Source organism: Paenibacillus sp. FSL R5-0766 (genome assembly GCF_037971845.1).
Classification (GTDB): Bacteria; Bacillota; Bacilli; order Paenibacillales; family Paenibacillaceae; genus Paenibacillus.
On record NZ_CP150227.1, the window covers coordinates 3,896,078 to 3,916,594 of the forward strand.

Annotated in this window: 17 protein-coding genes; 7 read left to right on the forward strand and 10 right to left on the reverse strand. The window is 44.2% G+C overall.

What is annotated here, in order from left to right; genetic code table 11:
* Positions 1 to 82: 82 nt before the first annotated feature.
* The 5 genes from MKY66_RS16670 (at position 83) to ilvD (ending at position 5,589) form a co-directional block, all read left to right on the forward strand.
* A complete protein-coding gene (locus MKY66_RS16670; RefSeq protein ID WP_143760380.1) occupies positions 83 to 304 on the forward strand; it encodes a hypothetical protein in 222 nt (73 codons plus the stop codon).
* 35 nt (positions 305 to 339) lie between these two features.
* Positions 340 to 735: a hypothetical protein gene (locus tag MKY66_RS16675; RefSeq protein WP_339805327.1), complete on the forward strand. Its 396-nt coding sequence runs from the start codon at positions 340 to 342 to the stop codon at positions 733 to 735.
* A gap of 81 nt (positions 736 to 816) precedes the next feature.
* A complete protein-coding gene (locus MKY66_RS16680; RefSeq protein WP_076215313.1) occupies positions 817 to 2,793 on the forward strand; it encodes a sigma-70 family RNA polymerase sigma factor in 1,977 nt (658 codons plus the stop codon).
* Positions 2,794 to 3,216: 423 nt separating this feature from the next.
* Positions 3,217 to 3,882, forward strand: coding sequence for a GntR family transcriptional regulator (locus MKY66_RS16685; protein ID WP_076215316.1), 666 nt, complete (start codon positions 3,217 to 3,219; stop codon positions 3,880 to 3,882).
* Positions 3,883 to 3,897: 15 nt separating this feature from the next.
* Entirely contained in the window at positions 3,898 to 5,589 is a 1,692-nt protein-coding gene (gene ilvD / locus MKY66_RS16690) for a dihydroxy-acid dehydratase (RefSeq protein WP_017688240.1), read from the forward strand.
* A 473-nt stretch (positions 5,590 to 6,062) separates the two neighbouring features.
* On the opposite strand, the gene MKY66_RS16695 is transcribed toward ilvD, so the two are convergent.
* The 5 genes from MKY66_RS16695 to MKY66_RS16715 all read right to left on the reverse strand — a co-directional run bounded on the left by MKY66_RS16695 (position 6,063) and on the right by MKY66_RS16715 (position 11,953).
* Complete coding sequence (locus MKY66_RS16695; RefSeq protein WP_083657309.1) at positions 6,063 to 6,461, reverse strand: RDD family protein; 399 nt, start codon at positions 6,459 to 6,461, stop codon at positions 6,063 to 6,065.
* 285 nt (positions 6,462 to 6,746) lie between these two features.
* Positions 6,747 to 7,196 carry a hypothetical protein gene (locus tag MKY66_RS16700; RefSeq protein ID WP_339805338.1) on the reverse strand — a complete coding sequence of 150 codons (450 nt, stop codon included), beginning with the start codon at positions 7,194 to 7,196 and terminating at the stop codon, positions 6,747 to 6,749.
* Between the two features lie 166 nt (positions 7,197 to 7,362).
* Positions 7,363 to 8,325, reverse strand: a complete 963-nt coding sequence (locus MKY66_RS16705) for an ABC transporter substrate-binding protein (protein ID WP_256704319.1) — start codon at positions 8,323 to 8,325, stop codon at positions 7,363 to 7,365.
* 83 nt (positions 8,326 to 8,408) lie between these two features.
* Positions 8,409 to 10,157 carry an ABC transporter ATP-binding protein gene (locus MKY66_RS16710; protein ID WP_076215324.1) on the reverse strand — a complete coding sequence of 583 codons (1,749 nt, stop codon included), beginning with the start codon at positions 10,155 to 10,157 and terminating at the stop codon, positions 8,409 to 8,411.
* Positions 10,154 to 11,953: an ABC transporter ATP-binding protein gene (locus MKY66_RS16715; protein WP_076215327.1), complete on the reverse strand. Its 1,800-nt coding sequence runs from the start codon at positions 11,951 to 11,953 to the stop codon at positions 10,154 to 10,156. Before MKY66_RS16715 ends, MKY66_RS16710 begins: the two co-directional genes overlap by 4 nt.
* A 424-nt stretch (positions 11,954 to 12,377) precedes the next feature.
* Here MKY66_RS16715 and MKY66_RS16720 point away from each other — a divergent pair, with 424 nt between their 5' ends.
* Together MKY66_RS16720 and MKY66_RS16725 are read left to right on the forward strand one after the other, a co-directional pair.
* Positions 12,378 to 12,935 (forward strand): XRE family transcriptional regulator, encoded by a 558-nt coding sequence (locus tag MKY66_RS16720; RefSeq protein WP_076215329.1) that lies wholly within the window; start codon positions 12,378 to 12,380, stop codon positions 12,933 to 12,935.
* Positions 12,936 to 12,989: 54 nt separating this feature from the next.
* Positions 12,990 to 13,463, forward strand: a complete 474-nt coding sequence (locus MKY66_RS16725) for a YbaK/EbsC family protein (RefSeq protein ID WP_076215332.1) — start codon at positions 12,990 to 12,992, stop codon at positions 13,461 to 13,463.
* A gap of 155 nt (positions 13,464 to 13,618) precedes the next feature.
* Here MKY66_RS16725 and MKY66_RS16730 read toward each other — a convergent pair whose 3' ends face one another.
* From MKY66_RS16730 to MKY66_RS16750, 5 genes are all read right to left on the reverse strand, one after another.
* Positions 13,619 to 16,126, reverse strand: a complete 2,508-nt coding sequence (locus tag MKY66_RS16730; protein ID WP_076215335.1) for a WG repeat-containing protein — start codon at positions 16,124 to 16,126, stop codon at positions 13,619 to 13,621.
* Between the two features lie 97 nt (positions 16,127 to 16,223).
* Complete coding sequence (locus tag MKY66_RS16735) at positions 16,224 to 17,639, reverse strand: DUF4179 domain-containing protein (RefSeq protein WP_076215338.1); 1,416 nt, start codon at positions 17,637 to 17,639, stop codon at positions 16,224 to 16,226.
* A gap of 13 nt (positions 17,640 to 17,652) precedes the next feature.
* Entirely contained in the window at positions 17,653 to 18,195 is a 543-nt protein-coding gene (locus MKY66_RS16740; protein WP_076215341.1) for a sigma-70 family RNA polymerase sigma factor, read from the reverse strand.
* A 220-nt stretch (positions 18,196 to 18,415) separates the two neighbouring features.
* Positions 18,416 to 18,694 (reverse strand): hypothetical protein, encoded by a 279-nt coding sequence (locus tag MKY66_RS16745; protein WP_076215344.1) that lies wholly within the window; start codon positions 18,692 to 18,694, stop codon positions 18,416 to 18,418.
* Entirely contained in the window at positions 18,681 to 20,513 is a 1,833-nt protein-coding gene (locus MKY66_RS16750) for a hypothetical protein (protein ID WP_076215347.1), read from the reverse strand. Before MKY66_RS16750 ends, MKY66_RS16745 begins: the two co-directional genes overlap by 14 nt.
* Positions 20,514 to 20,517: the final 4 nt, after the last annotated feature.

Sequence of the window (20,517 nt, forward strand, 5' to 3'; positions counted from 1 at the left end):
GGTTCTTGTCCCAAGCTAAGGACAAGAACTTGTACCGATTGCCGATTAGGTGTATATCTAAATAATCAGCATATGCACTTATTTGGGAACAACTATAAACAAGAGATATATTCGGGCGGACAACCAACTAACAGCAGCTGTAGATAGTATGGAGAGCAGCGGCAGAGATACAAGTACCGCAGCAGCATTAGAGAATGAAAGCCTGAATGCTTCGGATAACGATGTCACGGATAGTGCCGATACTGATAACGATCTTGTCGATAACGCACCACTTCAATCAGAAAGTTTATTCCGGAGTTTCTGAAGTTGTACGTACCGTTCAATGATAAAGATGATTTTTTGAAGAATTCAAAGCCGTATCTGACTGAAAACCTTTATAAAGCATTAGAGCAAAAACAGCGCCGCGGAACGCTAACGATCGTCAAAACCAAAATGACCAATGTAGAGCTGGAGCCGCAGAAGGAAGGAATCAAGGAACAATGGTGGAATGCAGATATCGAGGTAGAGAATACCGATCAGGAAGGCCAAACCAATATTAGTACGTTAGCTTATATCATTAAGGCCAAATTAGTAGATGGACAATGGAAGATTGATGATTTGGTGTACGTTCAAGGGCGTGGAACCCATGAGGATATTGAGAAAGAAATCCATGTCGCTCGGGCCATCGACTACCGGGGGATCGAACGGGGAAAGGACTGCGAGTTCTTCGCTTGCCGCATGCGGACGGTCACTTGATCGGTCAGTTCCAGAATAATGTTACATTTATTAAATCCAAACCCCCGAGTTAGCTGTCTATATAACAGGAGGTGAACGACAATGATCGATGCACAGCAACAAATCAACGCCGCACAAAACGGAGATCACGATGCCTTCGTTTCTCTTATAAAGGATCGAACGGATAAGCTGCACCGAGTGGCTCGCCATTATGTACGGGAGTCCAAAGATGCGGAGGATATCGTTCAGGATGCCCTGGTTAAGGCTTATGAGTCACTGCGAACGCTGCAGCAAGCCGAAGCGTTTGAGAGCTGGCTTACCAGAATTGTGGTGAACCGGGCGCTCAATCATTTGGAGAAATCCAAGCGTGTTCACCTGAGCGAAGACCCGCAGGCGCAAGAGCCATTGGTCGTTAATGATATCGATCAAACCCTGGATCTGGAGCGTGCATTGGCCAGTCTGAATCCGAAGCTGCGTCAGCTCCTGTTCTTAAAATATAAGAAGGACCTGACCCAGCAGCAAATCGCCCATCTCCTGGATATGCCATTAGGTACTGTAAAAACACAATTACGGAAGGGGCTGGAACATTTGCGCAACGAAATGGCTCAAGATTTTCTCGAACGAGACCTGGATACATTACGCCTGCAGTTAAGACAACAGGCAGAGCACCAGTTTGCCGTTTCACCGGATTATGATTTGATCGTCAATGACTATCAAGAGAACACCATGAGGGGAACAAGGAAGGGAGAAGCGGGATTCTTATGGGTTAAAACGGGGAGTGATGACGCCGTTTCTGCCACGCTCTCCAGGGACGGCAACTTGCTAGACTATGCCATTTCCTGGGCCTCATTGGACAACGAGACACGGATATCTGAGGAGGAGCTCAAACAGCAGGCAGAGCAATTCCTGGAAGATCATTATCCCGGCGCACTGCGTGATTTTCCGTATTGTGGGATGGAGTGGATGGAAGGGATGTTTGGGTACACACGACAGCAGAAGGCGATGGGGCTGCCGCTTCCTGAGACGGGATGCCTGATTATGGTTCACCCCAGCGGTCGCGTGGTCGGATTTAGGTACTACGGAACCGTTTCAGGGCAAGCACTCCCAACCATGATCACACCAGAAGAGGAACAGATGGCGTGTCTGAAGGCGAATTTTTTGCTACATGTGGAATATTGCGTATTGGACAAAGCCGTGTACACGGATGGTGACGATCAGGTCCATCTGGTTTACGCCCCCCGAAGTAGAGGACTAATCTATAGTGCATCATCACAGGAGGAAGTTCCGACAGCCTATAGGGCAGAAGCTGTCCCCTCTGACCCAAGAACTCTGGACGAGTGGCCAGGTGAGTTCCCGCCCGCACGAAGCCTAGAAGAGTGGATTGGCGTAGACAACGACCAATTTCAGTTAGTACAAGACGACAATATTGGCTCGAACACCAAGTTGATGGTGTGGAAGCAACAGAATGAAGAGCGTCCAGCCAAGAATGACCGGTCTTGGAAGGCCTATTGGGCTGATCAGATGGAGGGAGCGGTCAAGGCGCGAGTAGACAGCCAAACCGGACAACTGATTGACTTTGTTTCGCATGGTAAGCCAGATCAACTAGCTCCATTAACCTGGGATCGAGACGCATGTATAGAAGTAGCTATGGACTATGTCCGAGGACTAGCAGCCGAAATGTTGCCGTATCTCAAGCTTCTAACTGAAGAGACCGACGACAAAGATCGTTTGGAAATCATTCGCTTTGGTGTATATGTTCAAGACGTATCTGTCAGGGATGAATGCTATCAACTAGCTGTTGACCGCTCTAATGGGAGGGTTAAAAGTTTGATGTCCCCCTCCATAAGGCCAGAACAGTTAAAGAAGCTGGAGACCATGCCTTCATTTGATTCCCAGACAGCCATCCTCCGATGGACGGCACAGGCCAAGCTGCGTCTGCAATGGGAACGGATGCACAATACTAGGGCGGAAGAGGCCCCGTACGAACTAGTGTATCGAATGATTGGTAGCGAGCACGAGCGGACGCCCGAAGTGCTTGATGCACATACGGGGAAGTTATACGAAAATACTTTTTACTGACAAACTTAAAAACGCCGAACTCGGAATATGAGTTCGGCGTTTTAGATAGATTATACGACGGAGGGGTGGGAGTTAAAACTACAAACTCATGTCGAGGGACAAGAACTTGTACCGATTACCGTAATGGACAAGAACATCGTCCGATTGCCGATTAGATGTGTACTAAATAAAAAGTACATAAGCCCTCATTAGTACCAAATAATTTTATATAAGAACATTCACATTAAAATATATTACTTATGTAACATTTCTCAAAGAAAGACTTTTAAATTATAGTTCTCTTTTTTGTCTCAAACTCTCAATAAAAACAGGTAGTGATCTCGATAAACTTAATGGAGCGAGTAAAAAATGAAATAATAATTGCTTCTCGATCGTGTATGCGATATATTGCATACAAGAATAATTGTAATGAGGATGAAAACAATGCCAATTCCTAAAGATTTTTCCTTACCAGTCCGTATGTCCGCAAAAGAAAGAGCGTTTTCTCAGATTCAGCGATGGATCATTGATGGAACACTGCAACCAGGTGAAAAGCTTATTGATGCGGAAATGGCTGAATCGCTTGGAGTCAGCCGGACACCGATTCGGGAGGCATTTCAGTTACTCGAAGTTCAAGGCCTCGTGTCCATGCATCCAGGAAAAGAAACAAAAGTAACGAATATTGAGAAAAACGATATTTTTAAGATGTATTCAACGATGGCTGCTCTTCAGGCCTTAGCTGCTGAAATCACCGCCCAAACTATTGTTCCAGAACAGATCGAGAAACTAAGATCCATAAATTTGGAATTCGCAAGTTCTATTAAAAATGGACAAGTTTATCAGGCTATGGAGGTGGATGAGCAATTTCATAATTATATTGTGGAGCTCTCAGATAATCCTTATGTAGCTACATTTAATACATCTCTTCAGATTCACATTAGGCGATTTAAATACGTATTTTTAAAACAACCTATTACGGCTACACTAGCTTCAGTTGAAGAACATGATCAGATTATTAAAGCTTTTGAAGGCAAAAATAGCAACGATGCCCATAATTTAATGAAACAAAATTTTATTCGACCGATGCAGGAACTGAACAAAATACTTTGAAATGAGGGAAGAAACATGGAAAATAAAAAAGATCTTCGCATTCGAAGCAAGGTAATCAGTGAAGGTGCTAACCGGGTACCGAACAGAGCGATGCTGCGTGCAGTTGGATTTCAAGATGAGGATTTTAAAAAGCCAATGATCGGAATAGCAAGTACGTGGAGTGAAGTAACACCGTGTAATATGCACATCAATGATTTAGCGGTGCAAGCTAAGCGGGGCGCACGTAATAACGGCGGTGCCCCACTAATTTTTAATACGATTACCGTTTCTGATGGGATCTCGATGGGGCATGGCGGGATGTTGTTCTCGCTACCAAGTCGGGAAGCTATAGCTGATTCGATTGAAATTGTGACCGGAGCCGAGCGTTTTGACGGCGTTGTTGCAATCGGTGGGTGTGACAAGAATACGCCTGCATGTTTGATGGCTATTGGACGGATGAATATTCCTTCTGTTTATGTATATGGAGGAACCATTCAACCTGGTAATCTCGACGGTAAAAAAGTGGATATCGTTTCAGCTTTTGAAGCCGTTGGGCAATATCAAGATGGAAAAATAACAGACGAACAATTGCATAAGGTCGAATGCAGTGTTTGTCCAGGTCCAGGGGCTTGTGGGGGGATGTATACCGCTAATACGATGGCCGCAGCTGCAGAAGCAATGGGTATGTGTTTGCCTGGTTCTTCTTCGACATCAGCTATCTCAGCGGATAAAGCATTGGAATGCGAAGCAGCCGGTAAGCAGGTCATCTCACTTCTTGAACAGGAAATCTACCCAAGAGACATTATGACGAAGAAAGCATTTGAGAATGCGATCACCGTTGTTATGGCTCTAGGGGGATCAACCAACGCATTTCTCCATCTGCTAGCTATTGCGCACTCCGTAGAAGTGGATTTAACCTTGGATGATTTTGAACGAATTCGCTTGCGTGTTCCTCATTTGGCAGATCTGAAGCCAAGTGGTCAGTATGTCATGCAGGATTTGAATGATATTGGTGGTGTTTCCGGGGTAATGAAGCTATTGCTCGCTGAGGGATTACTTCATGGGGATTGCCTCACCGTAACTGGTAAAACGTTGGCGGAGAATTTAGCGGAAGCTGCTCCACTACAGAATGATCAAGAGATTATACGTCCACTCAATAATCCGCTTAAACCAAATGGACCACTGGTTGTGCTTCGAGGAAACCTAGCTCCTGAAGGCGCTGTTGCCAAAATGTCAGGCATGAAGATACAACAGTTTTCCGGACCGACAAAGGTGTACGATAGCGAAGATGAAGCGACAGAAGCGATCATGAATGATGAAATTCAAGAAGGGGACGTATTGGTCATACGCTATTGTGGACCGAAGGGTGGACCAGGTATGCCTGAGATGCTTTCCGTTACAGCACTCATTGTAGGAAAAGGTCTCGGGGGAAAAGTTGCTCTCATAACAGATGGTAGGTTCTCGGGTGGCTCGCATGGATTTGTAGTCGGCCATGTATCCCCTGAGGCACAAGTAGGTGGACCGATCTCTTTGCTCCAAAATGGAGATATTATCACCATTGATAGCGACATTCAGGAAATTAAGGTTGAAGTGCCAGAAGAAGAGTTGGCCGCTCGAGCGCAAGCTTGGGTACAACCGCCACTGAAAGTGAAATCCGGTGTACTTGCCAAATATGCTAAATTAGTTTCCTCTGCTTCAAGAGGTGCAGTAACAGATTTGATGGAATAGACAATTAAACATTGATGCTACATATAAAATGGGAGGGGAGAAGCTACTACAACGAATGCATGAAGCGTGCTAAACAAAAAAAACGCCAGCTTTAGAGATCAAGAATGTCGCAAGAAAAAGATGAAGAATTTAGTTTCATCATTCGAAAATGAAGTGCACCCCCTAGAAATAGACATTGGAAAAACCCCTGAGTTTAGCCGATGAAATTCTAGGGGGTGTATTTTTGCTTGTACCGTTTCTCGACTTTCATTAATTGGGTTCGCTACGAATAGCAGGCAGGTTCCGGCTAGTGCAGGAATGTTTGGATGGAGTAAATTTCCTGCACCGGAACATCGTTTAATCGTATATCGCCAGACGTAAGAAAGGCCTATATACATATGTACAAAATACGAGTTTTGTGAAACAGTACTAATGATTTTAAAAGCTGCACAGTGATTTTACCCCTGTTCAGCCAATTCTTTATAATCTTCGAATTAATCCCAAACTACTTCTGTTCCTGCTACAAAGTCATGAATTGCACGTCGATCCTCACGCATACCGACCATAAAAGCACTCACAATAACTCCGATACCCAAAGTTAATACGTACACAAGTCCAGCTACAACAACTCGCATCAGCATTGTACCAATTTTTGGCGGTTCGTGTGTATCGTATTGGCGTATTCGAATTCCACATATACGTTTTCCTATGGTTCGACCATACCAGTAAACTGGTAATAAAATTGAGTATAACGCACTAAGTAGTTTGGCAATCGGCTCATCCGCATCAAAGTTACCCGTCAGCACACCTGCAATAATCACTAACGGAATTGAAATAATAAGACTATCCAATACACCTGCTCCTAATCTAATCCAAAAACCTGCTTTATACAAAATGCTTTCCTCCAAACTACAATTTTAAACTAAACGGCTAAATTACTTCATGAACTCCCTTCATTAAAATATCTAACTTTATGTACACAACTCAAATAGTATAACAGAAAATTTTACCTTTTTACGATAAAACTCCTATTTCATTTTACTTGCACCCTTTGTGAATTTCATAACAAACTATCGAATTAACTTAATCGCTGTTCATGTTCACTACTTACTCTTACATAATCCTTTCTAACTGAGTCCCCTATAAAAACACCATAATAATTATGTAAACCAAAAAAGCTACTCAACATTTGTTAAGTAGCCTTCTGTTCGTTCTGCATGCCCTCTTCGCCAAATCTTATTCTCCACAATGGCATAAACTAAACCGGCGATGGCAAATATCCATATCGATGTCATTCGGTTCAGATAGTATCCTTTCACGAAATATGGACTGTACATGATATCAAAAACCCACAGCCCGCCCCATCCAAACCCAATCATATAGATGAAAGTTCTCACCATAGGAAAGCACACATATTTCCGCAGCAGCCATGAGATCGGGCTAATAATAACAACATAAAAAGCGACTAAATAGTGACCGAATCCCAGGATGAGCGACAATATATATATTACTCCCCCTGCATTGCGTAAGCCGTAATACTCTGTCGTTGTAATATGGTACCCTTCACCCCTTTCAAGAACGAGATATGCAGTCAAGCTTATCCCTATAAATATAAGTCCTAATACCATGTACCGTTGAACTGCGTTCACCAACATCAGATCACCCCAATGTCTAAACGCAGCCAGAACCGCTCAAGTTACATGATTTCGAACAAATTACACAATTACACATAGGCGTTATTAAGTTTTGTTAAAAGTTAAAGTTAATCCATCATGAATTGTTATAATTCAACGACTACTTCTGTCCTTCCAGAATCATCGTACCCAAACGGTCCATAAGCTCCATTCTCCCCATCGCTGTGTACGAATAATTATAATTATCGACATTAGAAATTTTATAGATCTTGCCATTCTTCACTGCGTTCATGTTATTCCACACCTTGCTGTCTACCATCTTGTTCTCACTATTCTCCATCAATAGCAGACGATCCGGATTAACGGTAGCCAGAGCCTCCAGTGCGATCTGTTTACCTCCCCAGCCCTCTGGATCAGGGATACCCTCTGTGCGCTTCAGGCCCCATTCACCGTATAACATCTCAGCTGCCCCTTTATTGGAATAGATGACCAGGTTGTTTGGATATGTCTCAATTACGGCAAAGGATTCACCATGTACAGCCGCCTCCAGCTTTTGTTTCCACTCTGCAGATTTCGCATCATACTTGGCCAGATATTCATCTTTCTTGCTTTCTTCTCCAAACGTATCTGCCAAGAATGTCAGGCGTTCTCTCCAATCATAGTAGGAGTATGGCAATGCAATCGTAGGCGCAATTTTGGATAAAGTTTCATACTGATCCATGTTAAAATCCTTACCCAATATGATTAGATCCGGATTGGCACTCGCTATAGCTTCAATGCTGAACGGTGAACCATACCAGCCCAGATTAGCGGTATCTGCACTCAGCTGATCCTTAATCGTTGGCGTGAGTTGCTCCGGGTTACCGTAATCCGCGCTCATTGTGGCCACAGGTGTTTTCCCAATGATCAACAGTTCTTCTGTAGAGCCGGATAGATCAACAATGCGCTCTGGATTCAAAGGGATCGTAATCTCTTCTCCATTCGGGTTAGTAATCAATTTGGTCGTTGCTTGTGTGGTTCCCTCTGAGGAGCTGGCCACTTCACTGGTGGTCTGAGTCGTTCCACAGGCCGCCAAGGTAAGCATACAGCATAGTGCAATCCATACAGGAATTCGTTTAAACATCGTTGTCATTCTCCTTTTATGTCAGTTCATTAGCCACATTAGGCTTATTTGCTTCAGTTACTTTATCTATCTCATCGAACTCATTATCCGTTTACTTTTACCTGCCAGCCTTCTGCATCCTGTTGTAATTGCCACAGACGAGCGTAGATGCCTGAATAATCTAACAATTGCGCATGTGTTCCCTGCTCTACGAGCTGACCTTGGTCCAATACGATAATCTGATCGGCATTCTGAATGGTCTTTAATCGGTGTGCAATCAAAATAACCGTCTTGTCCGCGACTAGCTCATTAATCGCTTGCTGCACCGCGGCTTCGTTCTCCGGATCAAGTGAAGCGGTGGCTTCGTCAAGCAAAACGATCGATGCATTTTTCAACAAAGCACGTGCTATGGAGATCCGTTGCTTCTCCCCACCAGATAACGTCGATCCACCCTCGCCAACGAGCGTATCGTACCCTTGAGGCAGACCGGAGATAAACTCATGACAACAAGCTCTGCGTGCTGCCTCTTCAATCTCGAATTGCGTAGCGTCTTTCTTCCCTACACGAATGTTGTTGCCGATTGTATCCTGGAACAGATATACGTCCTGGAAGACCACTGAGATATCCTGCAACAGCTTCTCCGGGTTCATCTGATCAACGGGTCTGTCACCAATGCGGATGGTTCCTTTCTGTACATCCCAGAAACGGGCAATGAGACGTGTGACTGTACTCTTACCACTACCGGATGGGCCAACCAGCGCAGTAATCGTATGCGGCTCAATCGTAAACGACAAGTCTTTCAACACCGGCTGCTGAGCATCATATCCAAAGGTCACCTGGTCGAACGAAATCGCCTGATTAGGCTGTACATCTCCCTTTCCTGCCATCGGGGCCTCCTGCTGCACATCCATAATGCGTCTTGCACTATACGCGGAGTACCGCATCTCCCCATAACTCATCAGTACAACCGTCAAAGGTTCAAATATCTTCGTACCTACCAGCAAAAATAACAGAAATACCGGTAACGACAACTCACCGCCTGCAAGCAAATAACTGCCCACTAGAATCATCCACGTCATACCTGATCGTGCAAGCAACATCGCGCCCATAATCATCGGTCCCATGATACCTTCCAACCGAATGGAAGCTGATTTCAATTCGTCAAAATAACGACGCAGCCGCTCAAAACGTTTGCCCCCCATATTGTGGGCCTTGATCTCACGAATACCGCTCAGATACTCCTGCAGCCGACTGGCGGCTTCATTTTTAGCCCGAACATGGTTCTCACTCAGCCGTGCCTGAATCGAATCCGTAAGCCATAACAGCGCTACACCTAAGGGAACGGCAATAAACATGGCTACGGCCATTCTCCAATCCACCAACAGAAGTCCGCCAAAAGCGAGTACGGGAAGCACAATCGCGCTGATCAGCTGTGACAGATTGTGAGAGATCGTATGCTCGACCTGACCATAATCACTCAAGATCAGATTTGTCAGATCGCCAGGATCACGTTTTCCGAAAAATCCTAACGACAGATGGCGAATATGTTCCGCCAACTTCAACCTTCCTGAGGCCGCAAGTCTGTATGCTGCCCGATAGGTCTTATCATAGAGTGAAGCGTAAGCCGCATACTCCACCAGAAGCCAGGCAAACAGGATGCAGCATACAATCCACATTCGGTTGATATCCAGTCCTTTGTCCGGTTCAGCGAAAGACTTATAAATCGTATTGAATATATCCACAAGTAGCGCCGCAGGAACAATCTTTGCAATCCCGTCCAGAATCGCTGCAATTACCGAAGGAAGCAGACTACGCGGGTTACCGCCAGATATATTGTATAAATAATTTTTCATCGTACTGCACCCCCAAGCTTCCAGGAAGCCGCACTGATATGGGCCTGCCACATGTGCTCATATACTCCGCCTAATGCACGCAATTGATTATGTGTCCCACGCTCGGCAATCGTTCCCTTGCGGATCACGAGTATTTGCTCGGCTGCACGAATCGTTGTTAGACGATGAGCAATAATCAGGACTGTTTTGCCTTGAACCAGTTGGGCTAGACCTTGCTGGATCTTGTGCTCATTCTCTGCATCTGCGTAGGCCGTCGCTTCATCCAGGACCAGAATGGGAGCATTTTTGAGCAATGCTCGTGCAATAGCAATTCGCTGTGCTTCGCCGCCGGACAGGTACGTGCCGCCTTCTCCGATTTTGGTGTCATATCCAGCATCGAGTTTCTCAATGAATTCATGACAGCAAGCAGTTTGAGCCGCAGCTATAACGTCCTGTCGTGAAGCTGATGTATTGCCCATCCGAATATTTTCTTCAATCGTATCGTAGAACAGATGTACATCCTGAAATACAAAGGACACGGTATCCATCAGTTTCTCCGTACCCATCTCCTGAATCGGAATTCCACCAATCGTAATCTCACCTTCCTGTACATCCCAGAAACGAAGTAATAGATTCGCAATGGTTGACTTTCCTCCACCAGAAGGTCCGACAAGTGCGGTCATCTCTCCTGCGTTGGCTACAAAATCAACCTGATCAAGTACAGGTTTATAGGCTTCGCTCTCCTTACGTTCATAAGCAAAAGATACCTGACGAAAGGCAACCTCATATGTATCCGGAACTTTGGGCAACTCAGGTTCATGTACAACTGGCTCGGCAAACACCGATTCTATCCGCTTCTGTCCTTCCACAATCTCTCGCATCCCACTGCCCAGATACATTAACTTCAATAACGGAGCAGATAGACTCGGGGTAATGATCAGAAACAGAATAAACGTGATCGCAAACGACTGATTCCCCGCATTTCCACTCGACAGCAGAATACCCACCGGAACGATGAAGGTAAATAACGAGATCATGATTACAAAAAACAGCCCGTAGGAGGTTCTACACAAATCTGTTATTTTCAACGAAATATCCCGATAACGCGTCACCGCCTGTTTAAACGTCAGAAACGAATCGGCTGTAATCCCAAATACTTTCACTGCCGGCATACCTCTCACGTATTCAACACCCGTCGCATTCATCTCTTCGATGGCAAGTTGAAAATCACGATAAGCCTGACGGCCTTTTTCGCTGCGGAAGAGGCGACTTTGGAGCCAGAACCCGATTCCGATTGGTACCAACAGCGCCAGCGCCATCCGATAATCGAGCCAGAACAAGTAACCCAGCAGCATTAACGGAATAACGATCGCACTCACCAGATCCGGCAACTGATGGGCGATAAACTTCTCAATTTTCTCCACACTAACTTCGATGATCTTCTTCAGCTCACCGGTTGCCGTCCGGGTATGATACCCCATGGGTACTTTGGCAACATGCTCAGCAAGTCTCACTCTGAGCTGGTACAAAATGTTGAACGCAGCGATGTGTGAGCACATCCCCCCGATATAGAGTGCAATAAGTCCTGCAATCAGGGCTACGAATGCGACGATCCCCCAATAGATCAACAGATCTTTGTCCATGGCAGAGGGTTGCCCCGCATGTGTTAGCAGTTCCTCAACGATCTTATACACTCCGACAAAAGGAACAATCTGCAACAGACTCGACAGGGTCGAGAAGATACTTGCTATAATCAGCAGACCTTTGCGCTCCTTCGTTACTTGCATTAGTTCGGACACTTCAGACGTGTTGTTCATCTCACCCCTCCTGATATTAATAATCATTCTCAATATAACACAGTGTTATATACGCACATTAATATCTCATAGAGCCCTGAATGATCACTACCTCTTCACGGAGCAATAATACCTCATCACGGATTATTGTTGTCTCACAGCATCTTATAAGCCCTATTGGACATATGACCTCGTCGCGTAGAATGACTGGTGAAGGAGTTACATTCTCGCCAAGCAAAAAAATTGTTGTTGGAGAAAGTTTTCGTTTTTGATTGTATAGATAAATATGACTTCTTTGATCTGTAACTCCCGTAATATTTTCCATTTAGTATGGATAAATATGTGAAGGAGTTACTTACATCATTAAACTGCCTCCTATTGAACCCAACTATTAGTATGTTATATTATATTTTAAAATGTTATAACATACAAAAGGAGTGATGCAATGCAATCGCCAGTATTAACTATTGGAGAACGGTTAAAAGAAATACGAGCAACTAGAAATCTTACACTTGAAGATGTTTCTAAACTTACTGATGTAAGTAAGCCTATGCTTGGACAAATTGAAAGAGGACAGTCTTCACCAACGATTACAACTCTTTGGAAAATCGCAGTCGGCTTAAAAGTTCCTTTATCTTTATTATTGGAAGAGCTAGAAGATGAGTGCAATGTGGTTGATACACGGTCCAAAGACGCTATCATTGAAAATGATGGAAAAATGAGAGCATTTCCTGTTTTTCCTTTTGACCCTACCCGTAACGTTGAAATATTTTATATCGAATTTGATCCTGGATGTCACCATCCATCTGAAAGGCACCTTGATGGTGTGGAAGAATATGTTTTTGTGGTACAAGGTATGTTAGAAATGGTAGTCAACACAAAAACAATTGTTCTAAAAGAAAATCAAGCACTCCGCTTTCGTGCTAATGTTTTTCATTCCTATAATAATCTCTATCAAGAACCATGTGTCATTTACAACATGATTTTTTACCCAAGAACATAGGCAAGTTTCATCTATGATCTTCTAGAAAATATTTTAAAATGAGGTGTGATGATTATGGCAATTGAAAAAGTAAAAGATTTTTTTAAACAATATGGTATGGATTCTCAAATTATTGAATTTGAAGTATCTAGTGCAACCGTGGATTTGGCTGCATCTGCATTAGGTTGTGAGCCGGAGAGAATCGCAAAAACACTTTCTTTTATGGTGAATGGACAAGCTGTTTTAGTAGTTGCCGCCGGGGATGCAAAAGTGGATAACAAAAAATTCAAAGAGTATTTCAAAACAAAAGCAAAAATGCTTTCTCCTGAGGAAGCCATTGATATGGTTGGTCATGCCATTGGAGGTGTTTGTCCATTTGCTATCAAAAATGATGTTTCTGTTTATCTAGACATATCTCTAAAACGTTTTGAGACAATCTATCCAGCTTGCGGGAGTAGCAATAGTGCTATTGAACTTACAATAAAACAATTAGAAAAATACTCTAGTTATTCAGAGTGGATTGATGTATGTAAAGGATGGAATGATTGATTTATAGTAGTTCCTATGTGGGGTAGCGCCAACATTTTGACTGTTATATACACTAAGCATCAGCGGACATTTGCTTAAAGCAGGAAAAATTCGCTGTCTTTGCGCCTTAACGTCCCTAGCGTATATTTTCGTTAAAATGTTGGCTGTACCCTCAATCACTCATGGAAAGCTTTCCAGAACGAACCTTCTGTATTAATGATGTCCTTGATCTGGACAAAAGGAATCGTAAACGTTGGAAACCCTGCCGCATAGGGAGCGATGTCATATGGATTGAAGTAGAGATGCAGAGCCTCCGCTGTGACAAAAAACGGCTGATCCGCACTAATCCCCGTATAGGTGTCCGGAAACACATACGAGTATTGAGGATCGTTTTTGATCTGATCCCCCACAATCTGGCTTAACACTTTTACGTAGTCGCTATTCGGCTTAAATAAATCCTTCAGCTCATACAACTGACCATTCGTCAGATTAATGATCGCATAGATCATCGTAGGCATACCATGCGCTGCACCTGCCGGGTAGTTATAACCTGTGAGTTGCAGTTGCAGCAATTGCTGCTGATAAAACGTAATATCAAAATCCCCTGTATACGTGTAATCCAGCTGCTGATCCTCAGGAATCGGTTTAACCTGAGAGAGCTGCTTCAACTTGGCATTCAGCGCAAGCTGCTCCGCTTGGTTCGTTAATCCCTCCACCTGCGGATAATATACGAGGTAGTCCCTGTTTGGTTTGTACTTCTCTTCGCGTACACGGTACGGCCGATGAAGTGGAACGATTGTATTTTGCCGCCAGATGATCTGTCCGGCCCGATTCACATACGATAAGCGCTGATCTACATATGCCTTAATCAGATCTGGTGCCACGACCTCCAGCGTACCCGAACCTTCAACATGGGGATACCCAGCGGCAGGTCTTCCACTCAGATCCAGCAGATAGGTCTGTCTTCCATCCGATGCGGAAGCAAGGCCGTTTTTGTAATTGCCTACTTCGCGATATAGGAACTCCGTAAGCCTTCTACCGTTAGTATCTGCAATCGCGTATACAGAGCCAATATAAGGCTGCTCCGGATTAATTGCTTGCCCCAGCGCATAACGATGCTCGCCTAGTTCGCGGATGTCATTAAACGCGGGTTGAATGATAAACGATCCTTCCGTATTAATGACACCGTAAATCGATTTGTAATCCTCAGCTGTATTAACGATCGCTTGGCCGCCGTTAAAAGGAAATGCCGATGAAAACTTAGGCTGAATACGAATATTACCCCGTTCGTCGATGTACCCATATTTGCCCGATACTTCTTTTTGAAAAGCCAACAGCCCATCCCCTAGTGGTCCCACATAGGCATATGGATATGTTGCGAGCCGATGTCCATTGCGATTAATGAGTGCATATTCATTGTCCTTAATCTGCACAACTGCTTTGCCATCTTGAAAATCATTCGCCGAATCGAACTGTGCCGGAATCACCTCATTGCCCGACGCATCCAAATAACCATACCGACTCACCGATCCATCTGCCTGACCAGGATTTGAATCGTAAAACAACGCTCGGCCGTCGTTCATATTCGAGATATACGGGTACGCCCGTTTGGTCAGAACCGTACCTTGTTCATTAATCATCTTAAATCCTTGAGAATCAATTGTTATTGCGCGTTCTTCGGAAAAGGAATTGATGGAATCGTATACAGGTTGAACGACATATTGCCCCTGAAGATTAATAACGCCGGCACGACCATCCTTCACAACCACAGCCAATCCATTGGGCTGAAACTCTTGCGCGTCATCCAGTACAGGCTCAAGCCGAATGTGCCCTTGGGCATCCATATACCCCCAACGCGTCCCAATCGTGGTTCGAACGGAGACTGGATATAACCATGTTGCTACCCGGGCATGGCTTATAGGGACCATCGCCTGCTCAATTTTCTTTTCCAGCTCTTGTAATACTTCTCTGGAAGGATACGCTTCCGGGAAACTGAGTGCCTTCTGAACGGAAACGAGTGCTGCCGGATACTGGCCGGCATGGTACTGAGCATCCGCAAGGTAATACCAGTAAAAGATATAATCAGGATATTGCTGGGTTAGTTGCTCGTAATATTGCACCACTTTGGGATAATAGGTTGCATATACGTCCGGTGCAGGAACCCATTTCCCATTCTGCCATCGGATAATCTCCACACGATAGGCTTCCCCTGTATCATGAATCCAGAGTGCAATCTCCACCTTGCCATCTCGACCATGTGTACCAGGCATATCTATAATCTCTGCATAGCTATAATATAGATCGTGAGGCGCCAGATCTTTGAGCCCTGATTCAGTCCACTCATATACGGCAAGCTTAGACCAAATAGAACCAATCCGCCAACCGATAATGAGATTGTTCCTTGCCGTTGAAGTTACAGGGGCAGCAGTCATTAAAGTCACCCCATACCCCAATCCCTTAATTAGTGCCATCTTGATCCAATGCCCTTGAACAAATTTCAGAATGAGCAAATATAGCTCACCATTCAACTGATAGACTGCAGCAATCTCCGGCATGCCGTCACCGGTAAGATCTGCCGCATAGATCGCTGGATGTTGAACAGGTTTATCAATAGTGACGACCGTTGCACCAGCCGGAATATGTTGATTCACAATTTGCGTTAACAGCGGTTCGCTCATGGACATCTCAGTTTCCTCCCTTATGACCGCATTCGCCTAATGGTATGCGTCATAAATCGGGATATGACATGTAATTCATTTTATATAAGTTTTACTATTTATATTATCTATCTTGCAAAATCACTTTCTCTCCATTGATTAGCAGGTAGCTCACATCATTCACCGGAATGGTCTTAGGGGATATCCACTTAATGAGATCCTGATCCAGCTGGAGGAAACCTGATGCAGCGGTTAATGTAGTCCCATCCTTCAGGTGTACTTCAATACTCAGATCCTCCATCCGAATCTTGCTAAGTGCCTCACCTGTAAGTGTGACGCCAACCGAGGAAAGAGTAACATTTTCCAATGAGGCTCCATTTGCATCAAGCTGAACGTTTCCTGTTTTACTCAGACCATTTTGACTCAAGTTAAAGGTCGTTTTCCAATTTCCCCGCACAACTTCACTAATACTCGTAAAGCTGCCTTGAAGTCTCAGCTTATCTAATTCGTCAACAGAGGACAGATTATACACATACTCAATGTAATCCCCACCAATGTCTACTCCATTTTTCATGTATCTCCCGTAGCTAATGGAATATTGGGGAATATCGAGCTTTTGACCTTGCTCATCCGTGAAGTAGAAATATCCATGATTATACTCGCCAATCTCATTATCCGGATTAATCTGAATGTGTAACTTGCCATCCACAAAACCCATATTGGAAATATGCACCCAATTAATACCCTCAACAGGGATATTCGTTACATCCTGATGCAATACCGGAATTGGATCGGTTTCCATTTGAATATCAATTTCACCTCCCCAGCCACTTATACGATCTCGATCCAGGATATCATAGCTATTGATTTGCTTTTCATGTAACAACTGCTCCCAGTCCACTTGTACGTTGTAACCATCTTGAAGAGATGTACCGGACATCAGCGTATTAATCTGAACGGTAATTCGATTTTTGCTCACTTTTCCTTGAATGAGAAATCGGACAATAGCCGTTTTATTAGCTTCATCATAATGAATAATCTGAGCGTTGTTTGCATTACCTCCGGTGACCCTGTAATCATATACATCCAGCGTCTCGTCAATACGTTGACCCGTCAGATCTGACAAAGAAACATAGATTTCCGTTGTATCTCCGTCCCTGACAGCACCTATAACCTCCATTCGAATCCCTTGATCTTCACTCACCTGATGAACAGGCTGAAGAATGCCAATCCGATCTGCACCTAGAAAATGAAGAATAGAAGGCAGGTCAATGATGCCCACCGATGCAGCTGCACCTGTAACAAGACATAACGATAACGCAGCGGTTACAGGAATATAGATGGCTTTGCGATACCTTTTTCTTTTATTCATGGACTTCTTTGTCTGTGCAGATGGAGCGGATGGATATAATATAGGTGGTAATAATGATGAATCTGATCTCGTAACGGTTGGTGGTTCATTCATGGCCAATTTATCATAGAACAACTTTTTAATATTAAAGAGGTTCTGCTCAGTGAATTCTTTGTCGGATTTTCGCATTGGATCGCCTCCTTTATTTCCTGTTCATCCACCATGTCCTCAATCGTTGCCTGGAGCGATAAAGCTTGTTATGGACTTGCCTAACGTGTAGGGACAATGCTTCCGATATCTCATGGGGTCTCTGTCCTTCGTAAAACCGACGTTTCATAATCTCCCGTTCAGGTTCTGGAAAAGATTCAATCATTTGATTAAGTTCCGTATATGTCTCTTTACTGATCATCTGAACCAACAAATCATCCGTTTGCACCGAATGAATCTCCTCTTCATATGTAAGCTCAGTTCTTCGATTAAGTTTCCGGTAGCGATCAATCGCTTTATGTTTTGTGATCGTTGCAAGGTAATTTTTCAAGCTGCTTCGCCCAGATTGAAATGCATCCGGATTCTGCCAAAAAGCAAAAAATGTATCTGCTACACATTCTTCAATCTCTTCTACCGATGCATGATGTAGGATGGAATGAGCAATCTTCCATAACAAACCTGCGTAGTGGTTCATCACCCATTCCATGGCTTCAGGATCACGATTTACTACTGCCTTCCGTATTTGTTCTTCTTCCACGATTATGTATCCCTCCCTTCCATGCTCATATCACGAATGCTCGTATTGATCCGTGCTACCTACCTATATTCGTTTAACAAATGACTTTTACTTACTCCACGATAAAAAAAGATTTGCAGTGACCTTGTGGCCTTCTGCAAATCTTCTCATCTTCTATAATACATCTTATTTACTACATCATATCGCTCTCATGGGTCTTCGCTTGGAATACTAACCAATATTACGCCTCTTCTTGCACACTCAATTGTACATATTGGGTGAGACGACAATACTGAAATAACAGCAACTCTTCATTACCTTGTCCAAGAGCCACGCTACGCCCTTCCTTGATGAGGTGATTCAACAACTCATGCAGGAAACTCATCTGCAACCGCAAGGATTCCGCTGTGAGCTGCTCAAGTACCTCAATATCCCGGATCGTAAACTGAGATAACCCACGCAGGAGCAACTCTTCTGACCAGCCGTTAATTCTCTGCATGAACTGATTATATTCTTCCAAGTCTGCCCATCCTCCCATTACCGATATCCAGTTTCAGACTGAGCACCGTTTGACCCTTCAGGAAACTGATTGGGCTAATCCGTTTTGGTTCCACACGCACAAAGGCATAGAAGTGTTCAAGCGATTGGGAACCATATCCTGACTCCAGTCTTTGGATCATCGCCTGCCAGTCAGATGAATATGGGAGAGTGAGTGCCAGTCTTTCCCCTTCGGTATTCTCAACCGTCAGGACAAGCTCCTGCGTTTGTTTGACAAAGTTATGGTCCACGATTCGAGCAACTTTGATCACAACCAATCGTTCTTTGGGAGCAGCAAACAAGTCGAACGATCGCGATTCCTCTTGAAGTACAGTCGTTACATCTTGCATGGTTTTGCCCAGATTCAACGTTTCCACACTCGTTCGTGGCAAAATAGCAAGTTTGGCACCTTCCCCGGAAGATATCCGGCGTTCTTCATTCACTTTAACGGAATGGAATTGAACTTCTTCGCCCACGAACTGGCGAAAGGTCAGATTAGGCAACCATGGTGTGAATGCACCATAATGCTCTGTATATGAGAACTGCTGATCATCATAATATACAGCACGTACATCGCTATAGGTGTAGATTTCCTCATCATCGAAACAATAGAAATAATAGGTGATTCCACGGAAACCGGATCGTGTCTCCCACGCATCAGCTCCCAGTCCATACAGGTGAAGTGAAGGAACCGTAAAGTATTTACTTCGAAAACTGCCAATGAGCTGACTCTGCTGAATGACAGACACCTGTTCTTCTTCAAGAACCCGGAGTGCAAGATACAGCTTGCTTACCCGATCCAACATGGATTGCATGGAGAAACGTATATGTCTGTTAAAAAACAACTGTAGTTCTCCTTGAATCCCTCGCAGACTACGTTCTATATCAGGCAGGTTGCCACTATGAGCTGCAATTGCCAAAGTCTCCAGTTGTGCCATATAGGACTGAGGAAGGCGGGCCAGTCCCGTCTTCAACAATCCTGCCAGCATAACCCGACATTCCTGCACTGTCTGAAGAGAGAACTCGGCCTCGTACACCCGTCCACTTAATGCATCCGTATCATCCAGGCCTTTTAAGTTCCGGTACCGTAGCAGAGCTTCAAGCTTGGCCATTTTCCCAGCAGTCTGCTGCACCTTACATAGTGCTTTGGCAAGGTTCGGTTCCTCAGTAAAAGACACCTCGATATTCTGGGTGGTCAGATGAACCGTAAGAAGTGAATCTTCAATGATCTTAATTTCCTCTGGGTACCTCAGTCGGAAAACAACTTCCTCAATCATGGAAGAACTATACGATTTAATTAACACAGTAAGGTCAGACTCCGTCATCCAGCGGAAGCGAGACTCGATCTCACGAGAAACTGAATGCGGATTTTCGCTTGAATCATCCACGTTTGATACTAAGTTTGATGCTGATTCTGTTACTGATACGTTTTTTGGTACGTCCAACGGATTATTATCCGGTATCCCTGAGCCCTTATCCAGCGCATGCTTATCGTCTGTATTCATTGAATCCTCTGCCGTATATTCACGTTGATCATACAGAATTGCAATCAGCACATGCTTGCAGATATGATCGGCCGGGCAGGAGCATTCCCAATGATCTAGTGTATTCTCAAGCGTACATTGTGTCCCGTCACTGAGCTGACAACTCACAGATGATGCATTCCATGTGTACGATACACTTACACCATTGTCCAACTCCTTCAAAGACCTTTTGTACAACCCCTTGTTGGCATACCGGATCAGATAATCCTCCGTACACAGCTTCGAAAAAATCCGGAATTTTTCCTTGAATCCACTCACGTCA